We start from the raw sequence: 24,549 nt of genomic DNA, 5'->3' as shown, positions 1-24,549 counted from the left end.
TATACAAAATATATTGCTTGCTGGTGAAACACCGGTCCAACGCCAGACAAGCCGCATCCACTCGAGCCTCTTTCTCAACCGAACGCTCTCAAGACACGTTCTCAAGACACGCTCTCAAGACCTATCAGGAGTCGTTTCACGATGCGGATTCGCGTCATCAACCCCAATACCACGGCGACCATGACCGCCACCATCGGCGAGGCGGCCTCGCGTATCGCCTCGCCGGGCACCCACATCATGGCCACGACCCCAGAGAGTGGCCCGGTTTCCATCGAGAGCCACTTCGATGAAGCCATCAGCGCCGTCGGCGTGCTCGAGGAGGTGATGGCCGGCGAGCGCGAGCAGGTCGATGCCTACATCATCGCCTGCTTCGGTGACCCGGGGCTGCTGGCCGCTCGTGAGCTGACACGGGCCCCGGTCATCGGCATCGCCGAGGCGGCCTTTCACATGGCCTCGCTGATCAGCACCCGCTTCTCCATCGTCACCACCCTGGGGCGCACCGGCATCATCGCCGAGCATCTCCTGGAGAGCTATGGCTTCCGCCACCACTGCCGGCGGGTGAGAGCCGCGGAGATTCCGGTGCTGGACCTGGAAGAACAGGGCGAGGCCGCGCTGTCGCGCATCATCGACGAGTGTCGACGTGCCCGTGACGAAGACGGCATCGGCGCCATCGTGCTGGGCTGCGGGGGCATGGCCGATCTAACCGGCGAGATCAGCGAAGCCGTCGGCCTGCCGGTAGTCGAGGGCGTGACCGCTGCGGTCAAGCTCACCGAGGCCCTGGTGGGGCTGGGGCTGGGCACCAGCAAGTTCGGCGATCTGGCCTTCCCGCGTCCCAAAGCCTTCACCGGGCGCTTCGAACACCTGTCTCACATGACTCTCACATGACCCCAAGCGAGTGACATCAGCCATTAGGGCCGAACAACAACGAGCCCGTGCAAGACCGTCAGCACCAGAGATAGCAACACATAAAAAAATATAACCCGAGTAGCACGCCGCAAGAGTTACCCCGGCCCAGCGGCCGGAACAACAACAACAGTGATCACCTTCTTGCGAGGACAACACCATGAGTCATGAGCCCCTGCGGGCCCAGGCCACTTCGGCCACTGCACCCCACGACATGTCACACCCCACATCCGCCAAAGCGATAGGCGACGAATCCCTGGCGCCTCAGAAGACGCGCATCATGGGCCGCACCTCCTATCTGCTGGCCTGGTTCGGCGGCTGCGTGTCGATTGGCACCTTCACCATGGGCTCCAGCGTGGTCGGCACGCTGAACCTGGTCCAGGCTACGCTTGCGATCGCCATCGGCTGCTTCGTGATCGGCATCGCGCTGGCCCTGAACGGCGCGGCCGGCTACAAGTACGGCATTCCCTTCATGGTTCAGGCGCGCAGTGCCTTCGGCTTCAGCGGCACCCGGCTGCCGGGCCTGGTTCGCGCCGTGCCCGCCATCGTCTGGTACGGCTTCCAGAGCTGGATCGGGGCCGGCGCCCTGAATATGGTCTCGGCGACCCTGTTCGGCTTCGACAACCTGGTCTTCTTCTTCATCGCCTTTCAGTCGTTGCAGATCGCCCTGTCGGTGCTGGGCTTCCAGGGCATCAAGTGGCTGGAAAACATCGGCAGCGCCTTCATTCTAGTCGCGCTGGTCTACATGTTTTACAGCACCGTCCAGCGCTATGGCGACGAGCTGTCTGCCAGCATGCTGAGCACCGAAGGCTCCTGGGGCATGCCCTTCTGGGGCGCCACCATGCTCTTCCTGGGTATCTACAGCACCATGATGCTCAACGTCAGCGACTATGCCCGCGAGCACAAGGAAGGCACCGGGGCGGGGCTGCTGACCACCATCTACGCCATGTCGATATTGCCCTGCACCCTGTTCATGGGGCTGATCGGCTATATGGTGTCCGAGGCGACCGGTGTCGCCGACCCCATCCAGGTGTTCGCCAATGCGGTAGACAACACGCCGCTGCTGATGACCACCCTGCTATTCATCGCCTTTGCCCAGGTCACTACCAACGTGCTCAATAATGTGGTGCCGCCGACCTATGTGCTGATGGATACCTTCAAGCTTAAATTCCGCACCGCCACGGTGATTGTCGGTCTGCTGGCCTTTGCCACCTTCCCGTGGGAACTGGTCAAGGATGATTCCGCCGCCGGCCTGCAGGTCTTTGTACAGACCTACTCCGCCTTTCTGGGGCCGATCTTCGCCATCCTGGTGGTGGACTACTATTTGATCCGGCGCCGCACCCTGGATCTTGCCAAGCTGTATGACGAACAGGGGCCCTATCGCGGCACCAACTATGCCGCCCTGATCGCCACGGCCGTAGGCGCCGTGGTTGCCCTGAACATCGCCTCCGTCTCCTGGTACGCGAGCCTGGTGCCTGCCGGCCTGACCTACTTCCTGCTGATGAAGTACTGGTCCCCTGCCAGCGTTTCTGCAGCTAAGGTCATGACATCAAGGTTAACGACATGGAGGGTAACAACACCCTCCTGAAGAGGGCTCTCCGCAACGGAGCGCCTTTCCTGAACAACAATTCCAACGGGCCTTCATCATGACCGATCCAGAACTGAACATCCGGCGTATCGACCGGACGCTCTTCAACGATGACCTTGCCCCTCTGCCAAAGAGCAAGCGCAGCTGGGGCTGGTTCGAGATATTCAATGTGTGGGCGAACGACATCCAGAGTCTGTTCGGCTATACCCTGGCCGCCTCGCTGTTCATCTCCTATGGCCTCAACGGCTGGGCAGTGATGGCGGCGATCATTCTTTCCGGCTTCGTGGTGATGTGGCTGGTCAACCTGAGCGGCAGACCCAGCGTCAAATACGGCATCCCTTTTCCGGTGATGGTCCGCGCCAGCATGGGCGTCCGCGGCGCCAACCTGCCGGCCATGCTGCGAGCCATCATCGGCATCTTCTGGTACGGGGTGCAGACCTACTTCGCGTCGACGGCGCTGATGCTGCTGCTGACGGCGCTGTTCGGCGATCCAGGCGGGCAGTGGCTAGGCATGTCGGCCATCGGCTGGCTGTCGTTCGTGATCGTCTGGCTCTTCCAGATCGCCCTGTTCTGGCAGGGCATCGACAAGATCAAGCACTTCCTCAACTGGGCGGGACCACTGGTCTATGGCGTCATGGTAGTGCTGATGCTGGTGGTCTGGTTTCAGGCCGGCAGCGACCTGCTGCCCGCCATCGGCACTGTCTTCAGCGCCAGCAGCGACTATCAGGGCAGCGCTATAGGCGCCTTTTTGACGATCACCGGCACCATGATCGCCTACTTCGCCGCGGTGGTGATCAACTTCGGCGACTTTTCGCGCTTTGTCAGAAGCGAGCGCGACATGAAGCTTGGCAACCTGCTGGGACTGCCGCTCAACGTGGCAATCTTCTCCTTTATCGCTCTGATCATCACCGCCGGCACTCTTGTGCTGTTCGGCGAGCCCCTGACCAACCCCTCTGAGATTATCGAGCGGGTCGACTCGCTGCCGCTGACCCTTCTCGCCGCCATCACCTTCTTCGCCGCTACCGTCGGCATCAACCTGGTGGCCAATTTCATTCCGCCGGCCTATGACCTGGCCAACCTCTTCCCGCGCAGGATCAGCTTTCGCATCGGCGGGCTGATCACGGCCGTGATCGCCTTCTTCGTCGGTGCCCTGTGGGTCGCCGTGATCAGCCAGATTGGCATCGCTGGCTTCGTCAATGCGCTCGGCGCCGTGATCGCGCCCTTCTACGGCATCATCGTGGTCGACTATTACCTGGTGAAGCGACAGCGGCTGGATATTCAGGACATGTTCTCGAGCGATCCCGACGGCGCCTATCATTACGTGAAGGGCTGGAATCGGCGTGCCCTGGTAGCGTTCGGCCTGGCCGCGCTGTTCTCCGTTTCCTCGGTCTGGGTGCCGCCCCTGGAAGCGCTGGGCGGCTACGCCTGGCTGATTGGCGCTGCCCTGGGCGGAGGCTTCTACTACCTGCTGATGAGGAAACAGAGCGACCGGGGCGTGGTGAGCAGCTGATCAGCGACTCACCCCTCGCATAAAAAGGCCCCTGCCATCGGCGGGGGCCTTTTTATGTTGATGGCACCCAAAGCAAGCCGCCTCTCAGCGCGAAAATATCGTGTAGAGATCCGGCGCCCCATCCTCTTCGCTATGGATGGAGAGCGAGGCCTCGATGGCCTTTAGGTGGCGCCCCATGAACGCCTGAGCGCGTTCGCCGTTCCCCTTTTCCAAATAGCTCACCAGGTCATCGTGATCATGGGATTCGCAGCCCAGGTGGCCCGAATTGCCATAGACCGCAAGAATCAGCGAGGAACGTGAGCATAGACGCTCGACGAAGGCCGCCAGGGTGGCGTTACCGGAAAGCCCCGCCAGGTGACCATGGAAAGCCGCCGAGAGCTTGATGGCCGTGCTCTGCTCGCCAGCTCGCAACGCCTCACGCTCGCGGGTCGCCATGTCACGCAGCGCCCGGACATCCTCGGGGGTGATGCGTCGGGTAATCTCCGGCATCAGGCCACACTCGATCATCTGGCGGGCATCGAAGACGTCCTTGGCCTCATCGGCGGAAGGGCGCGTCACGCTGGCCCCGCGGCGCGGCGTCAGCGTCACCAACTCCTCGAGCGCGAGACGCTGCAGAATCTTGCGGATACCGGTACGGCTGATGTCGAAGACATCGGCCAGGGCATCCTCCCTTAGCCGGGCGCCCGGCCTCAGGCGATGCTCGATGATGGCGTCGCTGATCGACTGATAGATCGTCTCGTGGCGCTTGGCCCCATCACCGTCTTTGCCCCGGCGCTTCGCTGCCTTCGGGGCCGATCCTTGCTTGCCCTCGGGCCATCGTTGGCGCTGGTTCATGACCTCACTCCTCGCTGCAGACTGCCCTTGCTAGAGCGGTCATTGTATACGATTTGCCGGGGCAAACCGGCCATCAAGGAGCCGAGTGCTCGATAAAGGCGCCAAGGGTCGCCCGCTCGTCGTCGGTCATGCCGGTGACGTTGCCAAGCGGCATGTAGTGAGTGGTGACCGCGACGCGCTGAATATCCTTGAGATGACGGCGAATCTGCTCGCCGGTGTCCAGTTGCACGCCGGCAGGCGCGGCGGCAAAACCCCCGAAGGTCGGCACGACGGCATGGCAGCCCGCGCAGCGCTCCTCGATGATCGCGGACACCTCGCTGAAGGCGATTTCGGGGGCCGCGCTCTCGGCGGTCCCGGTCGTCGCGAGAGACGATGGGGCCGGCTCGGGCGCCATCGCCGCCATTAGCGTCACCAGCGCCAGACCGGCAGCGGGCAGCACCCACACCTTGCGTCCGAACAGATGGCGGATATTGAAGTAGTGACGCACCAGCACGCTGAACGCCATCAGCCCCGCCAGCACCAGCCAGCCCCACTCGGAGGCGTAGGTCATGGGGTAGTGGTTGCTGATCATCAGAAACAGCACCGGCAGGGTCAGGTAGTTATTGTGCCGCGAGCGCAGCAGGGCATGGCGGCCGTGAGCCGGGTCTCGCTCGGCGCCGGTCTGCATCGCACTCACCAGCGCTTTCTGACCGGGGATGATCACCCGGAAGACGTTGGCCACCATGCAGGTGCCGATCGCCGCACCAACATGGATGTAGGCCGCGCGGCCGCTGAAGACCTGCATCAGGGCCCAGGTCAGCGCTATCAGCAGCGCAAAGCCGGTAAGCGCCAGCCACGCCGGGCGGCGCCCCAGGGGGCTTCGGCACAGGGCGTCATAGACGAACCAGGTACCGAAGATCACCGCCAGCCCCACCAGTACGCCCTGCCAGGGTGCCAGCGCCGAGCCCGGTGGCAGCAGCATGGTACCCGCGTTCAGGTAGTAGACCACCCACAGCAGTGCAAAGCCGGTCAGAAAGGTGGTGTAGGCCTCCCACTTGAACCAGTGCAGAGGCTCGGGCAGGCGCGGCGGTGCCAGCTCGTACTTCTGCAGGTGGTAAAAGCCGCCACCGTGGATCGCCCATAGCTCGCCAGCCACGCCGTCGCCCAGGGAAGCGTTCTGGCGCTCGAGGTGGTTCTCGAGCCAGTTGAAGTAGAAGGAAGCGCCGATCCAGGCCACGCCGACGATCAAATGGCCCCAGCGCAGCAGCAGGTTGGCCCAGTCGTGAAGATAGTCCATAAGTATCTCTCGAGGTGGGCGTTAGCTGCCGCGGTAGGTGGTATAGCCGTAGGGCGAGAGCAGCAGCGGCACGTGGTAGTGCTCATCGGCGTCGGCGACCCGAAAGCGCAGCGGAATCCGTTCGAGGAAGACGCCCGACGCCGGCTCGCCCAGCGCGTGAAGATAATCACCGGCATGAAAGAGCAGTTCGTATTCACCCTCGGTGAAGGCATCGCGCTCCAGTAGCGGCGCATCGCAGCGGCCATCAGCGTTGGTCACGGCCTCGGTGAGGCGGGTGCGGGACTCGCCGTCGAGGCGAAAGAGCTCGAGGCGGATGCCCTGGCCCGGGCATCCGCGGGCGGTGTCGAGCACATGGGTGGTCAGATACCCCATGAGACCTCCTGTGGGTGGTCGGGACGTGTTTCGTCCCTGATTATTGTATACAGTTACTGTATCGCATATCTTCCGCCGCCGCGCAAAGGAGTCGCCATGGCTGATCATTTCTCCGCTCCCCTGCCAACGCACCTTCGCCCCAGCCGCCTCGACCGGGAGGCCTTCCTCGCCCGCTTCGGCGATCTCTACGAGTGTTCGCCCTGGATCGCCGCGGCCGCCTGGGATCAGGGCCTCGGCCCGGGGGCGGATAACCTCGACGGCCTCGCCCGGCGCCTCGCCGCCGTGCTCGATGCAGCGGATGAAGACCGTCAGCTCGCGGTGATTCGCGCCCACCCGGATCTCGCCGGCAAGGCGGCACTGGCCGGCGCCCTCACCGACGACTCGCTCAAGGAGCAGGCCGGCGCCGGGCTGGATCAGTGCACCCCCGCAGAGCTTGCGCGCTTTACTCGCCTCAATGCGGCCTACCAGGCGCGCTTCGCCTTTCCCTTCGTGATCGCGGTCAAGGGCCGGGATCGCCATGCCATCCTCGCGGCCTTCGAGGCCCGGCTCGACAACACCCTGGACGAGGAGCGCCGCACGGCCATCGACCAGATCCATCGCATCGCACGACTGCGGCTCGAATCCCGCGCCGCGGAGCACGAGTAGCAGCCGTAACAACCTGTCGTGACCTCATCTAGTGAAAAGGTGGAAGGCCTTTCCGTTTTCACGACAGCCCACCGTCGAGGCGGTATCCTGTGAACCGACCAGGAAGGCCATGAGGAGCACGGCGTGACAGACGGCAAACGCAAGACGGTGGGACGCCCCGCCGGCACGGGCAAGAGCGGCGGCGGCCACAGCCAGTCGCTGGTGCGCGGACTGAACATTCTGGAGGTGCTGGCCGTTGAGCCCCAAGGGCTCGCGCTTTCAGACATCGCCGCGCGCATGGAGCTCGCTCCCTCCACCACGCATCGGCTGCTGCAGGCCCTGTACGGTCAGGGCTTCATCACCCAGGAGGCGGAACTCGGCCGCTGGCGCATCGACGTCAAGACGTTTCGCATCGGCAACGCCTTCCTCGAGGCCCGCGACCTGGTCGCCACCGCCCGGCCCTTCCTGCGCCGACTGACCGACGCCAGCGGCGAGTCCGCCAACCTCGGCATCGAGGACAACGGCCAGGCGGTCTTCCTGGCGCAGACCGAGTCGCCGCAGATGATGCGCATGATCACGCGACTTGGCTCACGCGCGCCGATGCATGCCTCCGGCGTCGGCAAGGCCCTGCTGGCCTGGCTGCCCGAGGCCGAGGTGGGCCGCATCCGCGATGCCCACGGCCTGCCGCGTGTTACCCCCAATAGCCTGGATACCCCCGCCGCCCTCGAGGCCGCCATGGCCGAGATTCGTCGCGCGGGCTTTGCCTGCGACCGCGAGGAGCATGCAATCGGCCTGCACTGCGTGGCCGCCGCCATTCACGATGAACACGGCCGGCCGCTGGCGGCGATCTCGGTTTCCGGGCCCATGGCCCGCATTCCCGAGGCGCGACTCAACGAGCTTGGCCAGCTAGTGCGTGACGCGGCCGACGAAATCACCGCCCTGCTGGGCGGCCGGCGCCCCAGCGGTCGGCGCCCCGACGACCGGGCCTAAATCAACGAGTCTAGGTAAGCGGGTCTGAGCCGCAGGCGCGATACAGCGAGGCTGAAGCGTGGCGCCACGCGGAGTACACTAGCGCTCACCGTATCCAGTCATCCGAGGCCCGCGATGAGTTCCCACCTGCTCTCCGTCGATTCCCTGTCACGCGACGATGTCGATCACCTGATGCGCGTCTCCGCGCTGATGGAGCCGATCGCCCAACGCCGCAAGGTCACCCGCGTTCTGGAGGGAGCGGTGCTCGGCAACCTGTTCTTCGAGGCCAGTACCCGCACCCGCGTCAGCTTCCACGCCGCCTTCAGCCGGCTCGGCGGCAGCGTGTGCGACACCACCGGCTTCACCTTCTCGTCGATGGCCAAGGGCGAATCGCTTTACGACACCAGCCGCGTGATGAGCGGCTACTGCGACGCCATCGTGCTGCGCCACCCGGAGCAGGGCGCGGTGGCCGAGTTCGCCCGCGCCACCAACGTGCCGGTGATCAACGGCGGCGACGGCCCCGGCGAGCACCCCAGCCAGGCGCTGCTCGACCTCTACACCATCGACAAGGAATTCACCCGACTCGGCAAGTCGCTTGCCGGCGCCCACATCCTGCTCACCGGCGACCTGAAGTACGGGCGCACCGTGCACTCGCTGATCAAGCTGCTGTCGCTGTACGAGCCGATGCGCATCACCCTGGTGGCCCCGCCGGGGCTCGAGATGCCGCATCACCTGACCGACCTGGTCAGCAATCGCGGGCACCGGATCGAGACCCGCGAGAGCCTGGCCAGCGATTTCAGCGATCTGGACGTGGTCTACACCACCCGCATCCAGAAGGAACGCTTCACCGCCGAGATGAGCGAGAGTTTCGGCGGCCTGTCGCGAGACTTCACCGTCGACCGCGCCTTCATGGACCGTTACTGCCACCGCGACACCATCGTCATGCACCCGCTGCCCCGCGACAGCCGCCCCGAGGCCAACGACCTGGACGTGGATCTCAACGGCGACCCGCGCCTGGCGATCTTCCGCCAGACCGACAACGGCATTCCTGTGCGCATGGCGATCTTCGCCACCTTGCTTGAGGTCGATCACCTGATCGAGAAGGATCTACGCGACGTGCGCTGGTTCGTGCCCGACACCGTCGGCGTCGACGACCTGCGCGGCTGATACCCGCCTGACGCAACACCTCAAGACGACAACGGCCCGCTCAGTGAGCGGGCCGTTGTCGTCTTGGCAAGTCATGTCAGAAACAAGCTGCGGTATCAGCCGGTCGTGCGCCCGCCAGGCAGGCCTTCCTCGTGGGCGAACCAGCCTTCGAGGATAAGCGCGGCGGCGAGGCCATCGACGCTCTCCTCGCGGTAGTTGCCGCGGTGGCCGGCCTCCCGGGCGAGGGTCTTGGCCTCGCGGGTGGAGCCGCGCTCGTCGACCATCTCGCAGGGTTTACCGTAGCGCCCGTAAAGCCGGTTGCCGAACTTGCGGGCACGAGTGCTCATCTCGGACTCGCTGTCGTCCATGTTGATCGGCAGGCCGACCACGAACAGGTCCGGGCGCCACTCCTCGATCAGGCGCGTGACCTGCGCCCAGTCGGGGATGCCGTCCCGGGCCGGCAGCGGCTCCAGCGCCGTGGCGCTTTTGAGCATCTCGTTGCCTACCGCCACGCCGATGCGCCGGGTGCCGAAGTCGAAGGCCAGAATCAGCCGTTCGCCTGGGTTGGCCATCAGGAGTGCCCTGCCTCGCGGCTCATCAGGTTCAGGTCGATGCCGAGGATGCCAGCGGCGGCGTGAAGACGCTGCTCCGACGGGGTGTCGAAGAGAATGCGGCTATCACCCTCGACGGTCAGCCAGGCGTTGTCCTTCAGCTCGTCCTCGAGCTGGCCGGCCTCCCAGCCGCTGCAGCCCAGGCAGATCAGGAAGTCGTCGGGGCCGCGGCCTTCCGCCAGCGCCTTGAGCATGTCCATCGAGGTGGTCAGGGCGATGTCGTTATCGACTTGGATGCTGGAATCCCATGGCTTGGCGGAGCCGCGGTGCAGGATGAAACCGCGATCCTGATGGACCGGGCCGCCGTAATAGACCGGGGCGTTGCGATGCAGGCTCTCGCTGGCATCCAGCTCCAGCTGCTCGAACAGGGCGTCGAGGCTCATGTCCAGAGGATGATTGACGATCACGCCCATGGTGCCATTGTCGTCGTGATCACACAGGTAGCTCAGGCTGCCCGCGAAGTTGGGATCTTCGAGGTGGGGCATCGCCAGCAGAAAATGGTGCTTCAAGCTTTGCATGGGCCTCCCGGGCGTCAGCGCACGCCGAAATCATTGCCGGTGCCGAATCGCCAGATGCGGCTGATGGACAGGCGGTCGAGCCCGGCCATACCACGATCGAAGGGCCGGTAAGGTGCTGCACCACGAATGGTATCCAGCGCCGCCTGGTCGAGTTCGGGATGTCCCGACGATTGTACCACCTCTGCCTGCAGGAGCTGCCCCTGATGGTCGATCACCACGCGCACCTTCAACTGACCGTCCAGGTCAGGCGGCGCGGGGTAGAAGCGGTTGCCGTAATCCTGCACCCGCCGCGTCCAGGCATCCACGTAGCGGGCCTCGGCGGCCTCCCTCGCGGCCTGCTGTTCTTGGTCGGCGAGCTCGGCGGGCTGCTCACTCATGGCGAAGTCGCGCTCTCGCAGCGAGGCGGTGGCACTGGCGGCCAGCTCGCGACCGGACAGAGACGGCGCCTTAGTCTCAGATACGGGCTCAGCGACCGGCTCACTCACCGGCTCACTCACCGGTTCGGCGGCCACCAAGGGCTCAGGCTCGGCGTCAGGCGCCGGTTCAGGTTCGGCGACGGGCTCGGGGGAAGGCGCGGCAACCTGCTCGGCTAAGCGTTTCGCGGACGCCGGCTCGGGCGTTGCGGAAGCGTTGGCGGGCTCGGGCGTCGCCTCAGGCAGAAGGTCGGGCGCCGTCTCAGCCGCGGTGTCGAGGCGTGCGGCCTCCTGCGCCGCCTCGGCGATGGCACTGGCCCGCTCGGGCGTCGCTGCCGGGCGGCTGACCAGCACCACATCAAGGCTGTGCGACGATGCTGGCGCGGGCGGTGTAGGCAGCGAAACGCCCGCCACCAGGGCGAGCAAGATCAGGTGCAGGCCGATCGCTACCGCCCAGGCGAACACATGGCGATAGCCCCGGGTGACCGGGGCGTGGCTATCATCAGACGCCACGCCGAAGGGCACACTGACGACATCGCCGAGCCAAGCCATGGCGAGGGCGCTAGCCGGCCCGGTGGGCGTCGAGGCGGCGCTCGATGGCGTCCATCAGGGTACCGGCGATGTCGGTGCCGCGCTGGTCGTCAATCTCGCGCACGCAGGTGGGGCTGGTCACGTTGATCTCGGTGATGTAATCGCCGATCACATCGAGGCCAACGAACAGCAGCCCCTTCTCGCGAATCATCGGCTGCACCTGTTCGATAAGCCAGTGATCGCGGGCGGTCAGCTCACGGCTGACGCCGCGCCCGCCGGCGGCCAGATTGCCACGAGTTTCGCCGGCCATCGGCACCCGGGCCAGACCATAGGGAATCGGCTCGCCGTCGACCAGCAGGATGCGGGTATCGCCGTCCTTGATCTCGGGAAGATAGCGCTGGGCCATGATCTGGCGGTGGCCGCGATCGGAGAGCGTCTCGAGGATAGCGCCGATATTGCGCCCGTCCGGGAGCACGTGAAAAATGCCGCTGCCGCCCATGCCGTCCAGCGGCTTGAAGATGACATCACCATGCTCGGCCTGGAAGGCGCGCAGTACCGGTTCGCTGCAGGACACCAGGGTCGGCGTGCAGCACTGGGGGAACTGCTGGGCGAAGAGCTTCTCGTTGCATTCGAGCAGTGCCCGGGTCGGGTTGACCACCAGCACGCCCTCGCGCTCGGCGAAGCCCAGCAGATGCACGGCATTGAGGAAGTTGCCGTCCACCGGCGGGTCCTTGCGCATCAGGATCACGTCGAGCTCGGCAAGCGGCGTGGCCACCGGCTCACCGAGGCGATACCAATCCTCGGGGTCGTGGAAGACCTCGAGATCGCGAAGCCGGGCGTGGGCGCGGCCGTCGCGCAGGTAGAGATCCTCCTGCTCCATGTAGTGAAGCGAGGCACCGCGCGCAGTGGCCGCCCACAGCATGGCCATGGTGGTGTCCTTCTTATAGGTGATGTCGGCAATAGGATCCATCACCACCCCGATCTTCAGGGCGCGACCGCCCCGTGCTGTGTTCCCGGGGGTGTCAATCGACTCGTTCATGGGCTCATTCTTCGGCGCGTTCATCGGCTCGCTCATCAAGACGGCTCTCGGCTAGGGGGGAATGCCGCTATGGGCATGATGGCCGCAGTATGCCGCAGCAACGCGGCCAGCACCAAGGTCGACGCTTTTGGCAAGCGGCCTCTGTGGATCAGTGTTGGTCGTCTTCGCGCCGGCGGATGCCGTTGGCCTCAAGGGTGATCTGTCGTGCCTTATAGAGGCCGCCAATGGCCTGCTTGAAGGCATTCTTGCTGACGCCCAGGCGTGCCTTGATCGCCGGCGCGGGGCTCTTGTCGGTCAGCGGGAGAAAGCCGCCAGCCTCGTCGAGCGCCGCCAGCACCTTGTCGGTAGCCAGGTCGCGCTTGGCGACGCCCGCCGGCATCAGCGACAGGTCGAGGCGGCCGTCTTCACGCCGCTGCTTCACATAGCCGGTCAGGCGCTCGCCACGACGCACCTGTCGCGGAAGCTCGTCGTGGTACAGAAGCCCCCAGATCCGGTCGTCGACCACCGCCTTGAGCCCCAGGTCGGTGCGATCACCGATCACCAGCGTCACCGCACGCCCCGTCGCCATGGCGCCCGCCGCGTCCTCGCTCAGACTACCCTCGCGCAGGGCGTCGTCGACGCTGTCGTGGAGGAAGTCGTCCAGGCGCATCGAGGCGGTGGGCCGGCCCTGATCGTCCTCGAAGATGATCACCAGCACCCGTTTGCCGACCGCGGGACGGTAGGGCTGCTCGTTGAAGGGCAGCAGCAAGTCCTTGGGGCGCCCCCAGCCGAGAAAGGCGCCGGTGTTGTTGACCGCCACCACTTCCAGATAAGCCACCTGGCCGACCTCGGCCAGCGGCGCATCGGCAGCGGGGGTGGAGACAACGGGATGGGCGGCGCGTGCGCCACGGGTGTCGGGGCGATCCTTGGAAGACCGGGTCATGGGCATATCCTGAAAAATAACGATGAGAGGCGATGATGAACGGGGCTGACGAGACGGAAAGGCGCACCAGGAGGATAGCGCACCGGATAACGCGTCTAGAGCTAGCAGTTCGACACTCGCGTGTCTCAGGGCTAGCTTCTCGGAACTAGAGATCGCCGAAGTGATGCTGCAGCAGCGTGAGCGCCACGACAGGGGCGGTCTCGGTGCGCAGGATGCGCGGGCCCAGGGTCAGCGGAGTGAAGCCGTCAGCCAGGGCATGGTCGACCTCGCGGGGCGAGAGCCCACCCTCGGGGCCGATCAGCAGCGCTGCCGTCTTAGGCGCTGACGACTGGCTACCCGCCTCGAAGACGCCTTCTGTCGCCGGGTGCAACACCAGGCGCAGCGGCTCGCCGCGCTCAGCAAGCCAGTCGGCCAGCGCCATCGGCGCATGCACTGGCGGCAGGGTGGCACGGCCACACTGCTCGCAGGCGCTGGCGGCCACCGCCTGCCAATGTGCCAGCTTCTTGGCCGCGCGGTCGCCCTTGAGGCGCACATCGCCGTGCTCGGTATAAAGCGGGGTGATCGCCGCCACCCCGAGCTCCACCGCCTTCTGGATCGCGTAGTCCATGCGATCGCCCTTGGAGATCGCCTGGCCAAGATGCACCCCGAGCGGCGATTCGCCGCGCCCGGGGGTCACCGACTCGAGGCGCGCCACCACCCGCTTGCGGGTGACCTCCACCAGCACGGCAGCGGCTTCGTGGCCCTCGCCGTCAAACAGCGTCAGCGCCGCGCCTTCCTTGAGGCGTAGCACCAGCGCCACATGACGCGCCGGGCCCTCGGGCAACACCAGCTCGCCGCCGACGCTGAGGCCGGCGGCGACATGGATGCGCGGGCCGCTCACGGCCGCTCTCCGACGATCGAGTACATCTTACTGGGTGGTCTCGCTGGCCTGAGCCTCGCGCTGCTTCTTCTGGGCGTACATCGCCTCGAAGTTGACCGGCGCCAGCATCAGCGGCGGGAAGCCACCGCGATTGACCAGGTTGTCGATGCACTCGCGGGCATAGGGGAACAGCAGGTTGGGGCAGAAGGCCCCCAGGGTGTGCTCGAGCTGCGCGCCTTCGATGTTGGCGATGCGGAACAGACCGGCCTGCTGGATTTCGGCGAGAAACGAGGTATTGCCGGTCTCGCTGTGGGAGACCTGGGCGGTAACCTTGATCACGACCTCGTAGAGGCCTTCGCCGACCTGGCTGCTGGTGGTGTTCAGATCGAGGCCGACCTTGGGCTTGAACGGCTGCTGGAACACCGCCGGCGAGTTCGGCGACTCGAAGGAGATGTCCTTGACGTAGATGCGTTGCAGGGAAAACTGCGGCTGGTTCTGCTGCTCGCCGGAGGCGGCACCTTCGGCACCACCGGTGGTTTGGTTGTTGTCTTCCGCCATGGCTTTAGTTCCTTGAAGCGTGCGTGATGGTATGGGGTGATAAAGACGGCGCGCAGCGGTTTACTTGCGCACCATCGGCAGGCCGTCCGCCTGCCACTGGGCCATGCCGCCCTTGAGCTTGAGCGCCCGGGTGAAGCCGGCATTCTGAAGCTTGGTAAGCACCGTGCCGGAGGCCTGACCCTGCTTGCAGACCACAATCACCGGCTTGTCCTTGACCTTGTCGAGTTCATGGAGGCGATTGTCGAGCTTGCTCTGGGGGATATTGCGGGCGCCGGCCAGATGGCCTTCCTTGAAGTCCTTGGCATCGCGGATATCGAGAACCACTGCATCTTCACGATTGATCAGCTGGGTGGCTTCGCTGGCATCGACGCCGCTACGACCACTCTGCATGGTTTCGTAGGCGATCCAGGCCGCCAGCACGATCACGAAGGCGCCAGCCAGCAGCGCGTGGTTCTGCACGAATTCGAACAACTGATCGATCATGGGTCCGGGACACTCTCGTTGGAAATCACTGGTGTTGATAATCGCGGGTGTTGAGAAACACAGGATGCCCCGCCGCCGGGGCGGCGCCCAGTATACACAAGGCATCCTGACGCGTCTGGCACCCGAGCGGCTGACGTTGTGCACCGCCCTAGGATATGATGCCCCAAGGAGCCGTGAGTCGCGACCCCGGGCCGGCACCGCCGACCGGGGAATCCCCGACGTTTACCAACGAGGCCTTTTCATGTCCGATGCCAACTCCCGCCCGCGCCCGGTGGCCCTGATCATCCTTGATGGCTATGGCCACAGCGATTCGCTGGAATCGAATGCCATCGCCGCCGCCAACACGCCAGTGATGGACCGCCTGGCCAGGGACTATCCGCATAGCCTGATCCATACCGACGGCAAGTATGTCGGCCTGCCCGAGGGCCAGATGGGCAACTCCGAGGTCGGCCACATGAACCTGGGGGCCGGCCGCGTCGTCTATCAGGACTTCACCCGGATCACCAAGGCCATCGAGGACGATACCCTCAAGGAAAACGCCACTCTGATCGCGCCGATCGATGCCGCCGTCAAGGCCGGTCGCGCCGTGCACCTGATGGGGCTGTTGTCGCCCGGCGGCGTCCACAGCCACGAGGATCACATCCTGGCCGCGGCCGAGCTGGCCGCTGCCCGTGGCGCCAAGCAGATCTATCTGCACGCCTTCCTCGACGGCCGCGATACCGCGCCGCAAAGCGCCAAGGCCTCGATCGAGCGCGCCGACGCAAGGCTCGCCGAGCTGGTCGGCGAGGGCAATGGCTTCATCGCCTCGCTGGTCGGCCGCTACTACGCCATGGACCGCGACAACCGCTGGGACCGCGTCGAGAAGGCCTACCGGGTGGCCACCGAAGGCGTGGGCGAGCATGTTGCCGCCAGTGCGGTCGAGGGCCTCGCCGCCGCCTATGATCGTGGCGAGACCGACGAGTTCGTCGACGCCACCAGTATCCGCCCCCAGGGTGAGCCGGTGGTGATGGCCGACGGCGATGCGGCGATCTTCATGAACTTCCGCGCCGACCGCGCCCGGGAACTGACGCGGGCCTTCGCCGAAGATGACTTCTCCGGCTTCACCCGCCAGGCACGCCCCACGCTTGCCGGCGACGGCCTGGTGATGCTGACCCAGTATGCCGCCGACATTCCGACGCCTGCCGCCTTCCCACCCGCAGAGCTTACCAACACCCTGGGAGAGGTCATCGCCAAGCGCGATATGAAGCAGCTGCGCATCGCCGAAACCGAGAAGTATGCCCACGTGACCTTCTTCTTCTCCGGCGGTCGCGAGGAGCCCTACAGCGGCGAGACCCGCGAGCTGATTCCCTCGCCTCAGGACGTCAAGACCTACGACGAGAAGCCCGAGATGAGCGCGGTCGAGGTCACCGACAAGCTGGTCGAAGCCATCGACGGCGGCACCTATGACCTGATCGTGTGCAACTATGCCAACGGCGACATGGTCGGCCATACCGGCAAGTTCGATGCCGCGGTCAAGGCCATCGAGGCCGTGGACGCCTGCGTCGGCCGCGTGGTCGAGGCCCTGGAGCGCGTCGGCGGCGAGTGCCTGATCACCGCCGACCACGGCAATGCCGAGCAGATGGTCAATCCGGAGACCGGTGCGCCGCAGACCGCTCACACCACATGCGAAGTGCCGCTGATCTGGGTCACCAAGCGGAAGGCCAAGCTGCGCGAAGATGGCCGGCTGTGCGACCTGGCACCGAGCCTTCTGACCATGATGGGCGAGGCTATCCCCGAGGAAATGACAGGCCAGGTCCTCACCGAACTGTCGTGACCCCGCCGCATCCCGAAGCCGCTTCGTCAGCCAGCTCCCGCCGCTCCCCGTCCTGGACGGCGGGGCGGCTTGTCCCGGCCCGGCTCACCGACGCCCTGTCGGCGATGCCCCGGGCCGGGTTAACGCTGCTGATGACCTGTGGCCTGACCTATGCCCTGAGCGCTGGCCCGGCCATTGACCTGGTCACGCCCGCCCTGGCCGCCCCCGACGAGGAGGCGGCCAAGGCGCGCGTGGACGCCCTGGCCAAGGATATTCAGGCCCTGGAGCGCGAACTCTCCGGCCGCCGCGAGGCCCGCGACGATGCCGCCGAATCGCTTTCCGAAGTGGAGACGGCGCTGGCCGCCACTCACCGCCGGCTGGATGAGCTGCAGGCCGAGCGACGCTCGCTGGACGATGACATCGCCGATCTAGAGGACCGTCGGGATATTCTTGAAGGCGAGCGCCGTGCCCAGGAGGCGGCCCTCGCCAAACAGCTCGACGCCCTTTATCGCCTCGGCGTCACCCCCGAGCTCAAGCTGCTGCTCAACCAGGACGACCCGACGCGGCTGGATCGCCTGCAGACCTATCTCAATCACCTGTCACGCGCCCGCAAGGCTCGTCTGGACGAGCTCGCGACGCTGGATGCGAAGCTTGCCGACAACCGCCAGGCCCTGACCACTCAGATCGATCAGTTGGCTAGGGTGCGCGAGGAAGTCGAAGCGCGCAGCCAGACGCTGGCCTCGCGTCGCACCGAGCGCGAGGCACTGCTCAGCGAGCTCGATGCCGATATCAGCCGCGGGCGCACGCGGCAGGCGCGCCTCAAGGAAGAGCGGGAAAATGCCGAGCAGGTGTTAGGCGACGTCCGCGACCGGCTCGCCGCGCTCAAGCGTCCGCCACCCACCACCGCTATCGAATCGACCCGCGGCGATCTGCCCTGGCCGACTCAAGGCCAGGTGTTATCGCGCTTCGGCGCCGGCGAAGGGGTGGATCGCGACGGCCTGTTGATCAAGGCCGCGGCAGGCAGCCCGGTCAAGGCGGTGCATGCCGGACGGGTGGTTTTCGCCGACTGGATGCGCGGCTTCGGTAACCTGTTGATCATCGATCATGGCGACGGCGTGATGACCCTGCACGCCCACCTTCAGCACTTCACGGTTTCCCCCGGTGATGCTGTGACCGTCGGTCAGACCATCGCCGCCGTGGGCGTAAGTGGCGGCCGCACCACTCCGGCACTCTACTTTGCGGTGCGCCGCAACGGCGAGCCGATCGACCCCTCGACCTGGATCGCCCGACGCTAGGCACCTCTATCAATGGATTCCTGCCCCGCTGTAACGCTATGCTGGGCACTTGCCCCCAGTTCCGCGACGGAGACCGAATGCGCGTCAAGGCCCCCCTATTGTTTTCGACCCGGTTTTTCTCGACCCGGCTCACGGCCTGGCTGTGCGCAGCCCTGCTGGCGCTGCCCGCTTCCGCTCAGGCGCAGGCCCAGACCTCGGGCGACGACCTGCCGGTCGCCGACGTCCAGACCTTCGCCGAGGTCTTCGAGCGCATCAAGCGCGCCTACGTCGACGAGGTCGATGACAGCACCCTGTTGCATAACGCCATGCGCGGCATGCTCAGCGAGCTGGACCCGCATTCCACCTACCTCGACCCGCAGGAATTCCAGAGCCTCAGGGAAACCACCGAAGGCGAGTTCGGCGGCATCGGCATCGAAGTCGGCATGCGCGACGGTCAGCTGATGGTGATCTCACCCATCGACGACACCCCCGCGGCCAAAGCCGGCTTGCAGTCACAGGACGCCATCTTGCGTATCGATGACACCGCCACCGACGGCCTGTCGCTGCAGGAAGCGGTGGAGCTGATGCGCGGCGAGCCGGGCAGCGATATTCGCATCACCATTCTGCGTCAGGGCGAAAACATACCCCGCGACCTGACCCTGACCCGTCAGGTGATTCGCACCGAGAGCGTCAAGCACGAGCTGCTGACGCCCGGCTATGGCTATCTCCGCATCAGCCAGTTCCAGAGCAGCACCGGCGAGCAGGTCAACGACGCCCTTGCCGACATGCAGCAGGAGGGCGCCCTGAACGGCCTGGTGCTGGATCTGCGCAACAACCCCGGCGGCGTGCTGCAGGCGGCGGTCGAGGTGGTCGACGCCTTCGTCGATCAGGGCCTGATCGTCTACACCGAGGGTCGGCTCGACGACAGCCAGATGAGCTTCTCGGCGCATGCCCAGACCACCGCCCCCGACGTGCCAATGGTGGTGCTGATCAACGGCGGCAGCGCCTCGGCCTCGGAGATTGTCGCCGGCGCCCTGCAGGACCAGCGCCGTGCGGTGATCATGGGCACAGAGAGCTTCGGCAAGGGCTCGGTGCAGCAGATCATGCCGCTGGGTAACGGCGACGGCCTGAAGCTGACCACCGCGCTCTACTACACGCCCAACGGCCGCTCGATCCAGGCGCTGGGCATCAGCCCCGACGTGCAGGTAGTGCGCGGACGCCTGGAAGTCGCCGACGGCTACGCTCAGCGGTTGCGCGAAGCCGACCTGTCCGGGCATCTCAAGGGCAGCGGCGATAGCAACGCCGCGGCAGAGACCTCGCCCAAGGTGCGCGACGACTATCAGCTCAGCGAAGCGCTGAACCTGCTCAAGGCACTCAATGTGCTTGGCCCCAGGGCCGAGCGCTAGGTCGAAAGCGATAACCCAAAGGCACTCGCCCAAGAGCGTCGCCGAAGAGAGTCTCCCTATAAAGAACGGGGCGCATCGACAGCCAGTTGATGCGCCCCGTTTTTTGCCCCTCTAAATTCTGGCCCCTCTAAATTCTGGCCCTCTAAAGTTACTGCCGCCCCCTAGTACACCTATCGACCCTCAGCAGAGCCCCACACTTGGGCCACGCCCAGATAGCGTGCAGATAGGCCGCATGCGGATAGCCTGCGAGCGGTCGGTCCCCGCCCGGTGCATCAGCGGCAGCTGGCGGGCAGGCGGCCGCGCTCACCGATCGCCTGGCGCATCATCACGCGTTTGAGAGGCGTCAGCCGGTCGATGCCGGCAAGCCCCAGATTGCGAGCCAGGGTCAGTGCGGGCTGGCGCGCCCCGAACAGCAGACGGAAGCCATCCATCAACATCAGCATGCTGGCGTTGTCACCGCGCCGGCGCCGGGCATAGCGGGCGAGGATTCGCTCGTCTCCCATCGGCACACCCCGCTCGCGGGCGGCCAGCAGTTCCTCGGCCAACACGGCGACGTCCATCAGCCCCAGATTGACCCCCTGACCGGCCAGCGGGTGGATGCTGTGGGCGGCATCGCCGACCAGCGCCAACCCCGGCTGCACGTAGTCACGCGCGTGGCGCTGGGTCAGCGCCACGCTGACCGCGCGATCGATGGGTGTGACCACGCCAAGCCGATGGTTGATGGCCGCCGCCAGCTCCTCGCCCAGCGCGTCGGGCGATAGACGCGTCAGCCTTGCGGCTTCATCGGGGCTGGTCGACCAGACGATCGAGCAGTGATCATCGCGACCCTCGATGCGCAGCGGCAGAAAGGCCAGGGGCCCGGTGGCGAGAAAGGCCTGGCGAGCCACGCCGCCATGCGAACGCCCGAGCCGCACGGTGGTGATCACGGCGACATGACCGGTCTCCCGGGACACCGTCTCGATGCCCGCCCGTTCGCGAAGCGGTGAGCGGGCGCCGTCTGCGGCCACCACCAGCGGCGCGCTGAGCCGGCGGCCGTCTTCCAGCAGCAGCTCACGCCGTGGCTGACGTCCCTGATGGGTCTCCTCGAGGGCAACCACACGCGCCTCGGCCTCGCATCGCACGTTGGGCAGGGAGGCGAGGCGCGCCTCCAGGGCGGCCTGAGTGACGTCATTCTCGACGATATGGCCAAGTACCGGCACGCCGGCCTGATCGGCGCTGAAGCGAATTTCGCCACTGCCTTCGGCGTCCCACACCTGCATGGCGGTATAGGGCGACAAACGGCGCTCGGCCATCGCCGGCCAGACCCCGAGGCCTTCCAGCAGCCGCTGGGAGACCGGCGTCAGGGCGCTGACTCTGAGGCCAGGCCGGCCACGGCCGGCCGTGTCGTCGGGCAAGCTGGCCGGGCGTGCATCGAGCAGTCGCACCGCGACGCCAGCCTGGCCCAGCAGCACCGCCAGGGTCGCGCCCACCATGCCGGCGCCGACAATGATCGCCTCATCGGGCGTGCCTTGCTGTTGCTGCATCTCGTTCTCCCGTGTTTCCTGTGCCCCGGCCTGACGGCCCTGCATGACAGCCCTGCGTGATGACCTTGCGTGAGCCTCCATCGCAGCGTGTCAGCGTTCGCGCCCCATGGCCCGACGCCCCAGGGCCCGGCGCAATGGCCCCGCCAGATTAAGGCCGATCAGTCCCGCTGCCCGGGCATGCGAGAGCAGCGGGTGGTCAACGCCGAACAGCCGGATCAGGCCATCGCTGAAGCGGGTGACGCTGTGACGGTCGGCGGCGCGCTGGGCCTCGAAAGCCTGCAGGGTGGCCATATCGCCCGGCGCGCGGCCGGCCTCCAGTCCTGCCTCGAGGGCGGCCACCAGATCCATCACGCCGCGCAGCGCCAGGTTGAAGCCCTGACCGGCCACCGGATGCAGGGCATGGGCAGCGTTGCCGAGCACCGCAAGACCGGGCCGCACCTGCTCGGTGGCAGTGACCAGCGACAGCGGATAGGCGTGGCGCTTGCCGACCCGGCGAAAGTGACCGGCCCGATCGCCGAAGGCCTGCTGTAGACGCGCCAGGAAGTCGCCGTCGCTGGCGGCCAGGGTCTCCGCCTCGGCGCCTCCCTGATGGGTCCACACCAGCTCCATACGCTGGCCGGACAGCGGCAGCAGCGCCAGAGGCCCCTCGGGGGTGAAGCGCTCAAACGCTACGCCGTCGTGGGATCGGCTGACCTCCAGGTTGGCGATCACCGCCACCTGATCATAGGCCTCGTGCCGGCTCTCGATGCCAAGCCGCTCCTTGAGCCCTGAACGGCCGCCATCGGCCAGCACCGTCAGGCCCGCCTCGATCCGGCTGCCATCATCCAGCTCAAGCCGATGGCCGCCATCCTGCGGGCTGATCGAGGTCACCCGCGCCGGGCAGTGCCAATCAAGGGACAGCTCACCGAGCCGCTGATGCAGCACTCGGCCCATCCAGGCATTGGGCAGCACATAGCCCAGCGCCTCGACGCCGAACTCCTCGGCATTCAGCCGGGTGGCCCCCAGCCGACCACGCTCGCTGACATGAATGCGGCGGATCGGCTCGGCCTCCTCGGCCATCGCCGTCCATAGCCCCAGCGCCTCGAAGCGATCTCGAGAGCCCTGGGCGATAGCGCTGGCCCGGGCATCGAAGCTCGGCTGATAGGCCGTCTCATCGAGGTCGGGCAGAGGATTGGCCTCGATCACCGCCACGTTAAGCCCCGACCGCTCGATCAGGGGCGCCAGGGCACAGGCCAGGCTCGCCCCCACCAGGCCGCCGCCGACGATGGCGATATCGACCCGCTGACACGGCCTATCCTGCGTTTTGCGGGCGTCTTGGGTCATGCGCTCTTGCATTCGCTTTCGCTCAACGTAAAGAAAATCACGCCTTTACGTAAATTACGTAAGGCAGTCTTGTCGGCCGCTGGCGCTGATCATTCCTTGGCCATCAGGGCTTCGATCTCTGCTACCCGCTTGGGCACTCCGGCGGTCAGCACCTCGTGGCCGTCGGCGGTCACCGCCACATCGTCCTCGATGCGGATGCCGATGCCGCGGAAGGCCTCGGGAATGTCCTCGTCGTCGGGAATGTAGAGGCCGGGTTCCACGGTCAGTACCATGCCGGGCACCAGCGGGCGAGGCTCGCCATCGCGGCGGTAGCTGCCCACGTCGTGCACATCCAGGCCTAGCCAGTGGGAGGTAGAATGCAGGTAAAAGCGCTTGTAGCGCTCTTCGCTGACCACCGCCTCGAGATCACCCTCGAGCAGGCCAAGCTCCACCAGCCCGCGTGACAGGTCACGTACCACGCCCTGGTGGATGGCGGCCAGGGTGGCGCCGGGCGTCACGGCCTCGATGGCACGCTCCTGGGCCGCCAGCACGATGTCGTAGAGCTGGCGCTGGGCGCTTGAGAAGCGGCCGTTGACCGGGAAGGTGCGGGTGATGTCGCCGGCATAGAGATCGAACTCGGCGCCGGCATCGATCAGCACCAGTTCACCGTCCTCAAGCGGATCGTGGTTCTCTATGTAGTGCAGCACGCAAGCGTTGGCACCGCCACCCACGATGCTGTCGTAGGCCGGACCCTGGGCGCCCTGCCAGCGGAACTCATGTTCAAGCTCGGCCTGCAGGTGATACTCATGAAGGCCAGGACGGGCGGTACGCATGGCGCGCACATGGGCCTGCGCCGAGACCTCGCCGGCGTGGCGCAGCAGGGCGAGCTCGGCCTCGCTCTTGGCCAGACGCTGCTCGTGCAGCAGCGGGGCCAGGTCGGCCAGAGCCTGCGGAGCGATGGCGCCGCGCCGGGCGCGGCCCTTGAGCTCACTGCGCACCTCATCGGCAAGCGCCAGGCTCTCGGCGTCGTCGAGCAGCAGGTACAGCGTCTCGCGGCCATCGATCAACTCGGCGAGATGCTCGACCCGCACCGGGTTCTCGAAAGCCTCGTCGATGGCAAAGTGGGCCAGCGCCCCTTCGATGCCAAAGCGGATGCCGGTCCAGGCCTCGATGGCTGGGTTGCGCTCCTGACAGAACAGCACGCTTTCGCCGGCTTCACGCCCGGGCAGCAACAGCAGCAGAGCATCGGGCTCGGGGAAACCGGTCAGATAATGGAAATCACTGCGCTGGCGAAAGGGATAGTCGCTGTCATTGCTGCGCGTTGTAAGGCTTGCCGCAGGCAGCAATACGGCGCTCTGCGAGGGGAGGGCGGCCATCAGGGTCTGGCAGCGCTGGCGATACTCGTCCCGGCCGATGGCGGCCGGGCGGGGAAGCATTTCGGGTGACATCTCGACTCCTGAGACGGGGTTCACTGTTGTGGGGCGTCAGCCTCTTCGACCTGCGGCTGGCCGGGATGTTGCTCGGTGTAGAGCAGCATGGCCGCCATGCGGGCATGTTCGGTAAGCGCGAAGAGGTCGTTCTCGTTCTCGCTGCTGTCATCCAGGTCGACCTCGATACCTGCCAGCGTCTGCAGATCGTCCAGCGCTTCACGCAGGTTCGCCGACCAGGCGTTGCGCGTTTCGGTGTCAACGGCCTGGACCAGCTCGAGAAAGCCCAGTGTCCACTCTTGCAGGCCCTGGGCGCGCTCGGCCAGAGAAAACAGGTCGTCAGGCAACAGCGGCTCGTAGTTGAGTTCGGCGGCGGCCAGGGCATCGAGGGCCTGACGACGCCAGCCGAGCAGCACCTCGGCACTTTCCGGATCCCGCGGCTGCTCGATACCGAAAGTGGCGCACAGCTCATCGAGCCAGGCTTCGGCGCTAAGGTCATTGAGCGCCAGGGCGCCGGCCAGTCGCCCATCCTGAAAGGCCGGAGACTGCATGCTGCCGTGCATCAGGAAGACATCGGCAACCGTGGAAAAGTCGAGGCGATCGTTGATCAGTGACATGAAACACTCTTGAATCGGGCCGGCGCGGCGGCCGGCGAACATGGCTTGCGTT

Annotated in this window: 23 protein-coding genes and 1 pseudogene; 9 read left to right on the top strand and 15 right to left on the bottom strand. The window is 65.9% G+C overall.

The genetic code is table 11. The annotated features are described in order from the left end of the window. The first annotated feature begins 141 nt into the window (after window positions 1–141). The 3 genes and pseudogenes from BCL93_RS13160 to BCL93_RS13150 all read left to right on the top strand — a co-directional run bounded on the left by BCL93_RS13160 (window position 142) and on the right by BCL93_RS13150 (window position 4,001). Window positions 142–885 carry an aspartate/glutamate racemase family protein gene (locus BCL93_RS13160; protein WP_112055713.1) on the top strand — a complete coding sequence of 248 codons (744 nt, stop codon included), beginning with the start codon at window positions 142–144 and terminating at the stop codon, window positions 883–885. A gap of 232 nt (window positions 886–1,117) precedes the next feature. Next, a pseudogene (locus BCL93_RS13155) lies at window positions 1,118–2,442 on the top strand (NCS1 family transporter). Window positions 2,443–2,549: 107 nt separating this feature from the next. After that, window positions 2,550–4,001: an NCS1 family nucleobase:cation symporter-1 gene (locus BCL93_RS13150; protein ID WP_112055712.1), complete on the top strand. Its 1,452-nt coding sequence runs from the start codon at window positions 2,550–2,552 to the stop codon at window positions 3,999–4,001. A gap of 84 nt (window positions 4,002–4,085) precedes the next feature. On the opposite strand, the gene BCL93_RS13145 is transcribed toward BCL93_RS13150, so the two are convergent. From BCL93_RS13145 to uraH, 3 genes are all read right to left on the bottom strand, one after another. Continuing rightward, window positions 4,086–4,835 (bottom strand): GntR family transcriptional regulator, encoded by a 750-nt coding sequence (locus BCL93_RS13145; protein WP_112055711.1) that lies wholly within the window; start codon window positions 4,833–4,835, stop codon window positions 4,086–4,088. 73 nt (window positions 4,836–4,908) lie between these two features. Continuing rightward, the gene (locus BCL93_RS13140; RefSeq protein WP_112055710.1) at window positions 4,909–6,111 is read right to left on the bottom strand and encodes a urate hydroxylase PuuD; all 1,203 of its coding nucleotides are present in this window, start codon (window positions 6,109–6,111) and stop codon (window positions 4,909–4,911) included. A 21-nt stretch (window positions 6,112–6,132) separates the two neighbouring features. Further along, entirely contained in the window at window positions 6,133–6,483 is a 351-nt protein-coding gene (uraH, locus tag BCL93_RS13135; RefSeq protein WP_112055709.1) for a hydroxyisourate hydrolase, read from the bottom strand. Between the two features lie 96 nt (window positions 6,484–6,579). On the opposite strand from uraH, the gene uraD reads away from it, so the two are divergent. The 3 genes from uraD (at window position 6,580) to BCL93_RS13120 (ending at window position 9,243) form a co-directional block, all read left to right on the top strand. Then, window positions 6,580–7,128 carry a 2-oxo-4-hydroxy-4-carboxy-5-ureidoimidazoline decarboxylase gene (gene uraD / locus BCL93_RS13130; protein ID WP_112055708.1) on the top strand — a complete coding sequence of 183 codons (549 nt, stop codon included), beginning with the start codon at window positions 6,580–6,582 and terminating at the stop codon, window positions 7,126–7,128. Window positions 7,129–7,251: 123 nt separating this feature from the next. After that, window positions 7,252–8,097, top strand: coding sequence for an IclR family transcriptional regulator (locus BCL93_RS13125; protein ID WP_112055707.1), 846 nt, complete (start codon window positions 7,252–7,254; stop codon window positions 8,095–8,097). Between the two features lie 114 nt (window positions 8,098–8,211). After that, complete coding sequence (locus BCL93_RS13120; RefSeq protein WP_112055706.1) at window positions 8,212–9,243, top strand: aspartate carbamoyltransferase; 1,032 nt, start codon at window positions 8,212–8,214, stop codon at window positions 9,241–9,243. A gap of 95 nt (window positions 9,244–9,338) precedes the next feature. Here the strand turns inward: BCL93_RS13120 and ruvX are convergent, their stop codons facing one another. The 8 genes from ruvX to BCL93_RS13080 all read right to left on the bottom strand — a co-directional run bounded on the left by ruvX (window position 9,339) and on the right by BCL93_RS13080 (window position 15,156). Further along, window positions 9,339–9,794 carry a Holliday junction resolvase RuvX gene (gene ruvX, locus BCL93_RS13115; protein WP_112055705.1) on the bottom strand — a complete coding sequence of 152 codons (456 nt, stop codon included), beginning with the start codon at window positions 9,792–9,794 and terminating at the stop codon, window positions 9,339–9,341. After that, window positions 9,794–10,351 (bottom strand): YqgE/AlgH family protein, encoded by a 558-nt coding sequence (locus tag BCL93_RS13110; protein ID WP_112055704.1) that lies wholly within the window; start codon window positions 10,349–10,351, stop codon window positions 9,794–9,796. The genes ruvX and BCL93_RS13110 overlap by 1 nt, the downstream gene beginning before the upstream one ends. A gap of 14 nt (window positions 10,352–10,365) precedes the next feature. After that, window positions 10,366–11,316 carry an energy transducer TonB gene (locus BCL93_RS13105; protein WP_112055703.1) on the bottom strand — a complete coding sequence of 317 codons (951 nt, stop codon included), beginning with the start codon at window positions 11,314–11,316 and terminating at the stop codon, window positions 10,366–10,368. A gap of 10 nt (window positions 11,317–11,326) precedes the next feature. Continuing rightward, window positions 11,327–12,334, bottom strand: a complete 1,008-nt coding sequence (gene gshB, locus BCL93_RS13100) for a glutathione synthase (protein ID WP_112055746.1) — start codon at window positions 12,332–12,334, stop codon at window positions 11,327–11,329. Between the two features lie 148 nt (window positions 12,335–12,482). After that, the gene (locus tag BCL93_RS13095) at window positions 12,483–13,256 is read right to left on the bottom strand and encodes a CvfB family protein (protein WP_112055702.1); all 774 of its coding nucleotides are present in this window, start codon (window positions 13,254–13,256) and stop codon (window positions 12,483–12,485) included. 145 nt (window positions 13,257–13,401) lie between these two features. Next, window positions 13,402–14,136, bottom strand: a complete 735-nt coding sequence (locus BCL93_RS13090; RefSeq protein WP_112055701.1) for a 16S rRNA (uracil(1498)-N(3))-methyltransferase — start codon at window positions 14,134–14,136, stop codon at window positions 13,402–13,404. A 27-nt stretch (window positions 14,137–14,163) separates the two neighbouring features. Then, window positions 14,164–14,673 (bottom strand): protein-export chaperone SecB, encoded by a 510-nt coding sequence (gene secB, locus BCL93_RS13085; protein ID WP_112055700.1) that lies wholly within the window; start codon window positions 14,671–14,673, stop codon window positions 14,164–14,166. 60 nt (window positions 14,674–14,733) lie between these two features. Continuing rightward, window positions 14,734–15,156, bottom strand: a complete 423-nt coding sequence (locus tag BCL93_RS13080) for a rhodanese-like domain-containing protein (protein WP_112055699.1) — start codon at window positions 15,154–15,156, stop codon at window positions 14,734–14,736. 241 nt (window positions 15,157–15,397) lie between these two features. On the opposite strand from BCL93_RS13080, the gene gpmI reads away from it, so the two are divergent. The 3 genes from gpmI (at window position 15,398) to BCL93_RS13065 (ending at window position 19,628) form a co-directional block, all read left to right on the top strand. After that, the gene (gene gpmI, locus BCL93_RS13075) at window positions 15,398–16,969 is read left to right on the top strand and encodes a 2,3-bisphosphoglycerate-independent phosphoglycerate mutase (protein ID WP_112055698.1); all 1,572 of its coding nucleotides are present in this window, start codon (window positions 15,398–15,400) and stop codon (window positions 16,967–16,969) included. After that, window positions 16,966–18,243, top strand: a complete 1,278-nt coding sequence (locus BCL93_RS13070) for a murein hydrolase activator EnvC family protein (RefSeq protein WP_258396538.1) — start codon at window positions 16,966–16,968, stop codon at window positions 18,241–18,243. Before gpmI ends, BCL93_RS13070 begins: the two co-directional genes overlap by 4 nt. Window positions 18,244–18,320: 77 nt before the next feature. Further along, window positions 18,321–19,628 (top strand): S41 family peptidase, encoded by a 1,308-nt coding sequence (locus BCL93_RS13065; RefSeq protein WP_112055696.1) that lies wholly within the window; start codon window positions 18,321–18,323, stop codon window positions 19,626–19,628. A gap of 272 nt (window positions 19,629–19,900) precedes the next feature. Here the strand turns inward: BCL93_RS13065 and BCL93_RS13060 are convergent, their stop codons facing one another. The 4 genes from BCL93_RS13060 to BCL93_RS13045 all read right to left on the bottom strand — a co-directional run bounded on the left by BCL93_RS13060 (window position 19,901) and on the right by BCL93_RS13045 (window position 24,497). Next, a complete protein-coding gene (locus BCL93_RS13060; RefSeq protein WP_112055745.1) occupies window positions 19,901–21,151 on the bottom strand; it encodes a UbiH/UbiF/VisC/COQ6 family ubiquinone biosynthesis hydroxylase in 1,251 nt (416 codons plus the stop codon). A gap of 90 nt (window positions 21,152–21,241) precedes the next feature. After that, window positions 21,242–22,474, bottom strand: a complete 1,233-nt coding sequence (gene ubiH, locus BCL93_RS13055) for a 2-octaprenyl-6-methoxyphenyl hydroxylase (RefSeq protein ID WP_112055744.1) — start codon at window positions 22,472–22,474, stop codon at window positions 21,242–21,244. Window positions 22,475–22,563: 89 nt separating this feature from the next. Further along, window positions 22,564–23,901, bottom strand: a complete 1,338-nt coding sequence (gene pepP, locus BCL93_RS13050) for a Xaa-Pro aminopeptidase (protein ID WP_112055695.1) — start codon at window positions 23,899–23,901, stop codon at window positions 22,564–22,566. A 20-nt stretch (window positions 23,902–23,921) separates the two neighbouring features. Continuing rightward, complete coding sequence (locus BCL93_RS13045) at window positions 23,922–24,497, bottom strand: UPF0149 family protein (RefSeq protein WP_112055743.1); 576 nt, start codon at window positions 24,495–24,497, stop codon at window positions 23,922–23,924. Window positions 24,498–24,549 lie beyond the last annotated feature (52 nt).

This window comes from Onishia taeanensis, from assembly GCF_003268885.1.
Classification (GTDB): Bacteria; Pseudomonadota; Gammaproteobacteria; order Pseudomonadales; family Halomonadaceae; genus Onishia; species Onishia taeanensis_A.
This window is presented reverse-complemented; position numbering and strand designations above follow the sequence as displayed.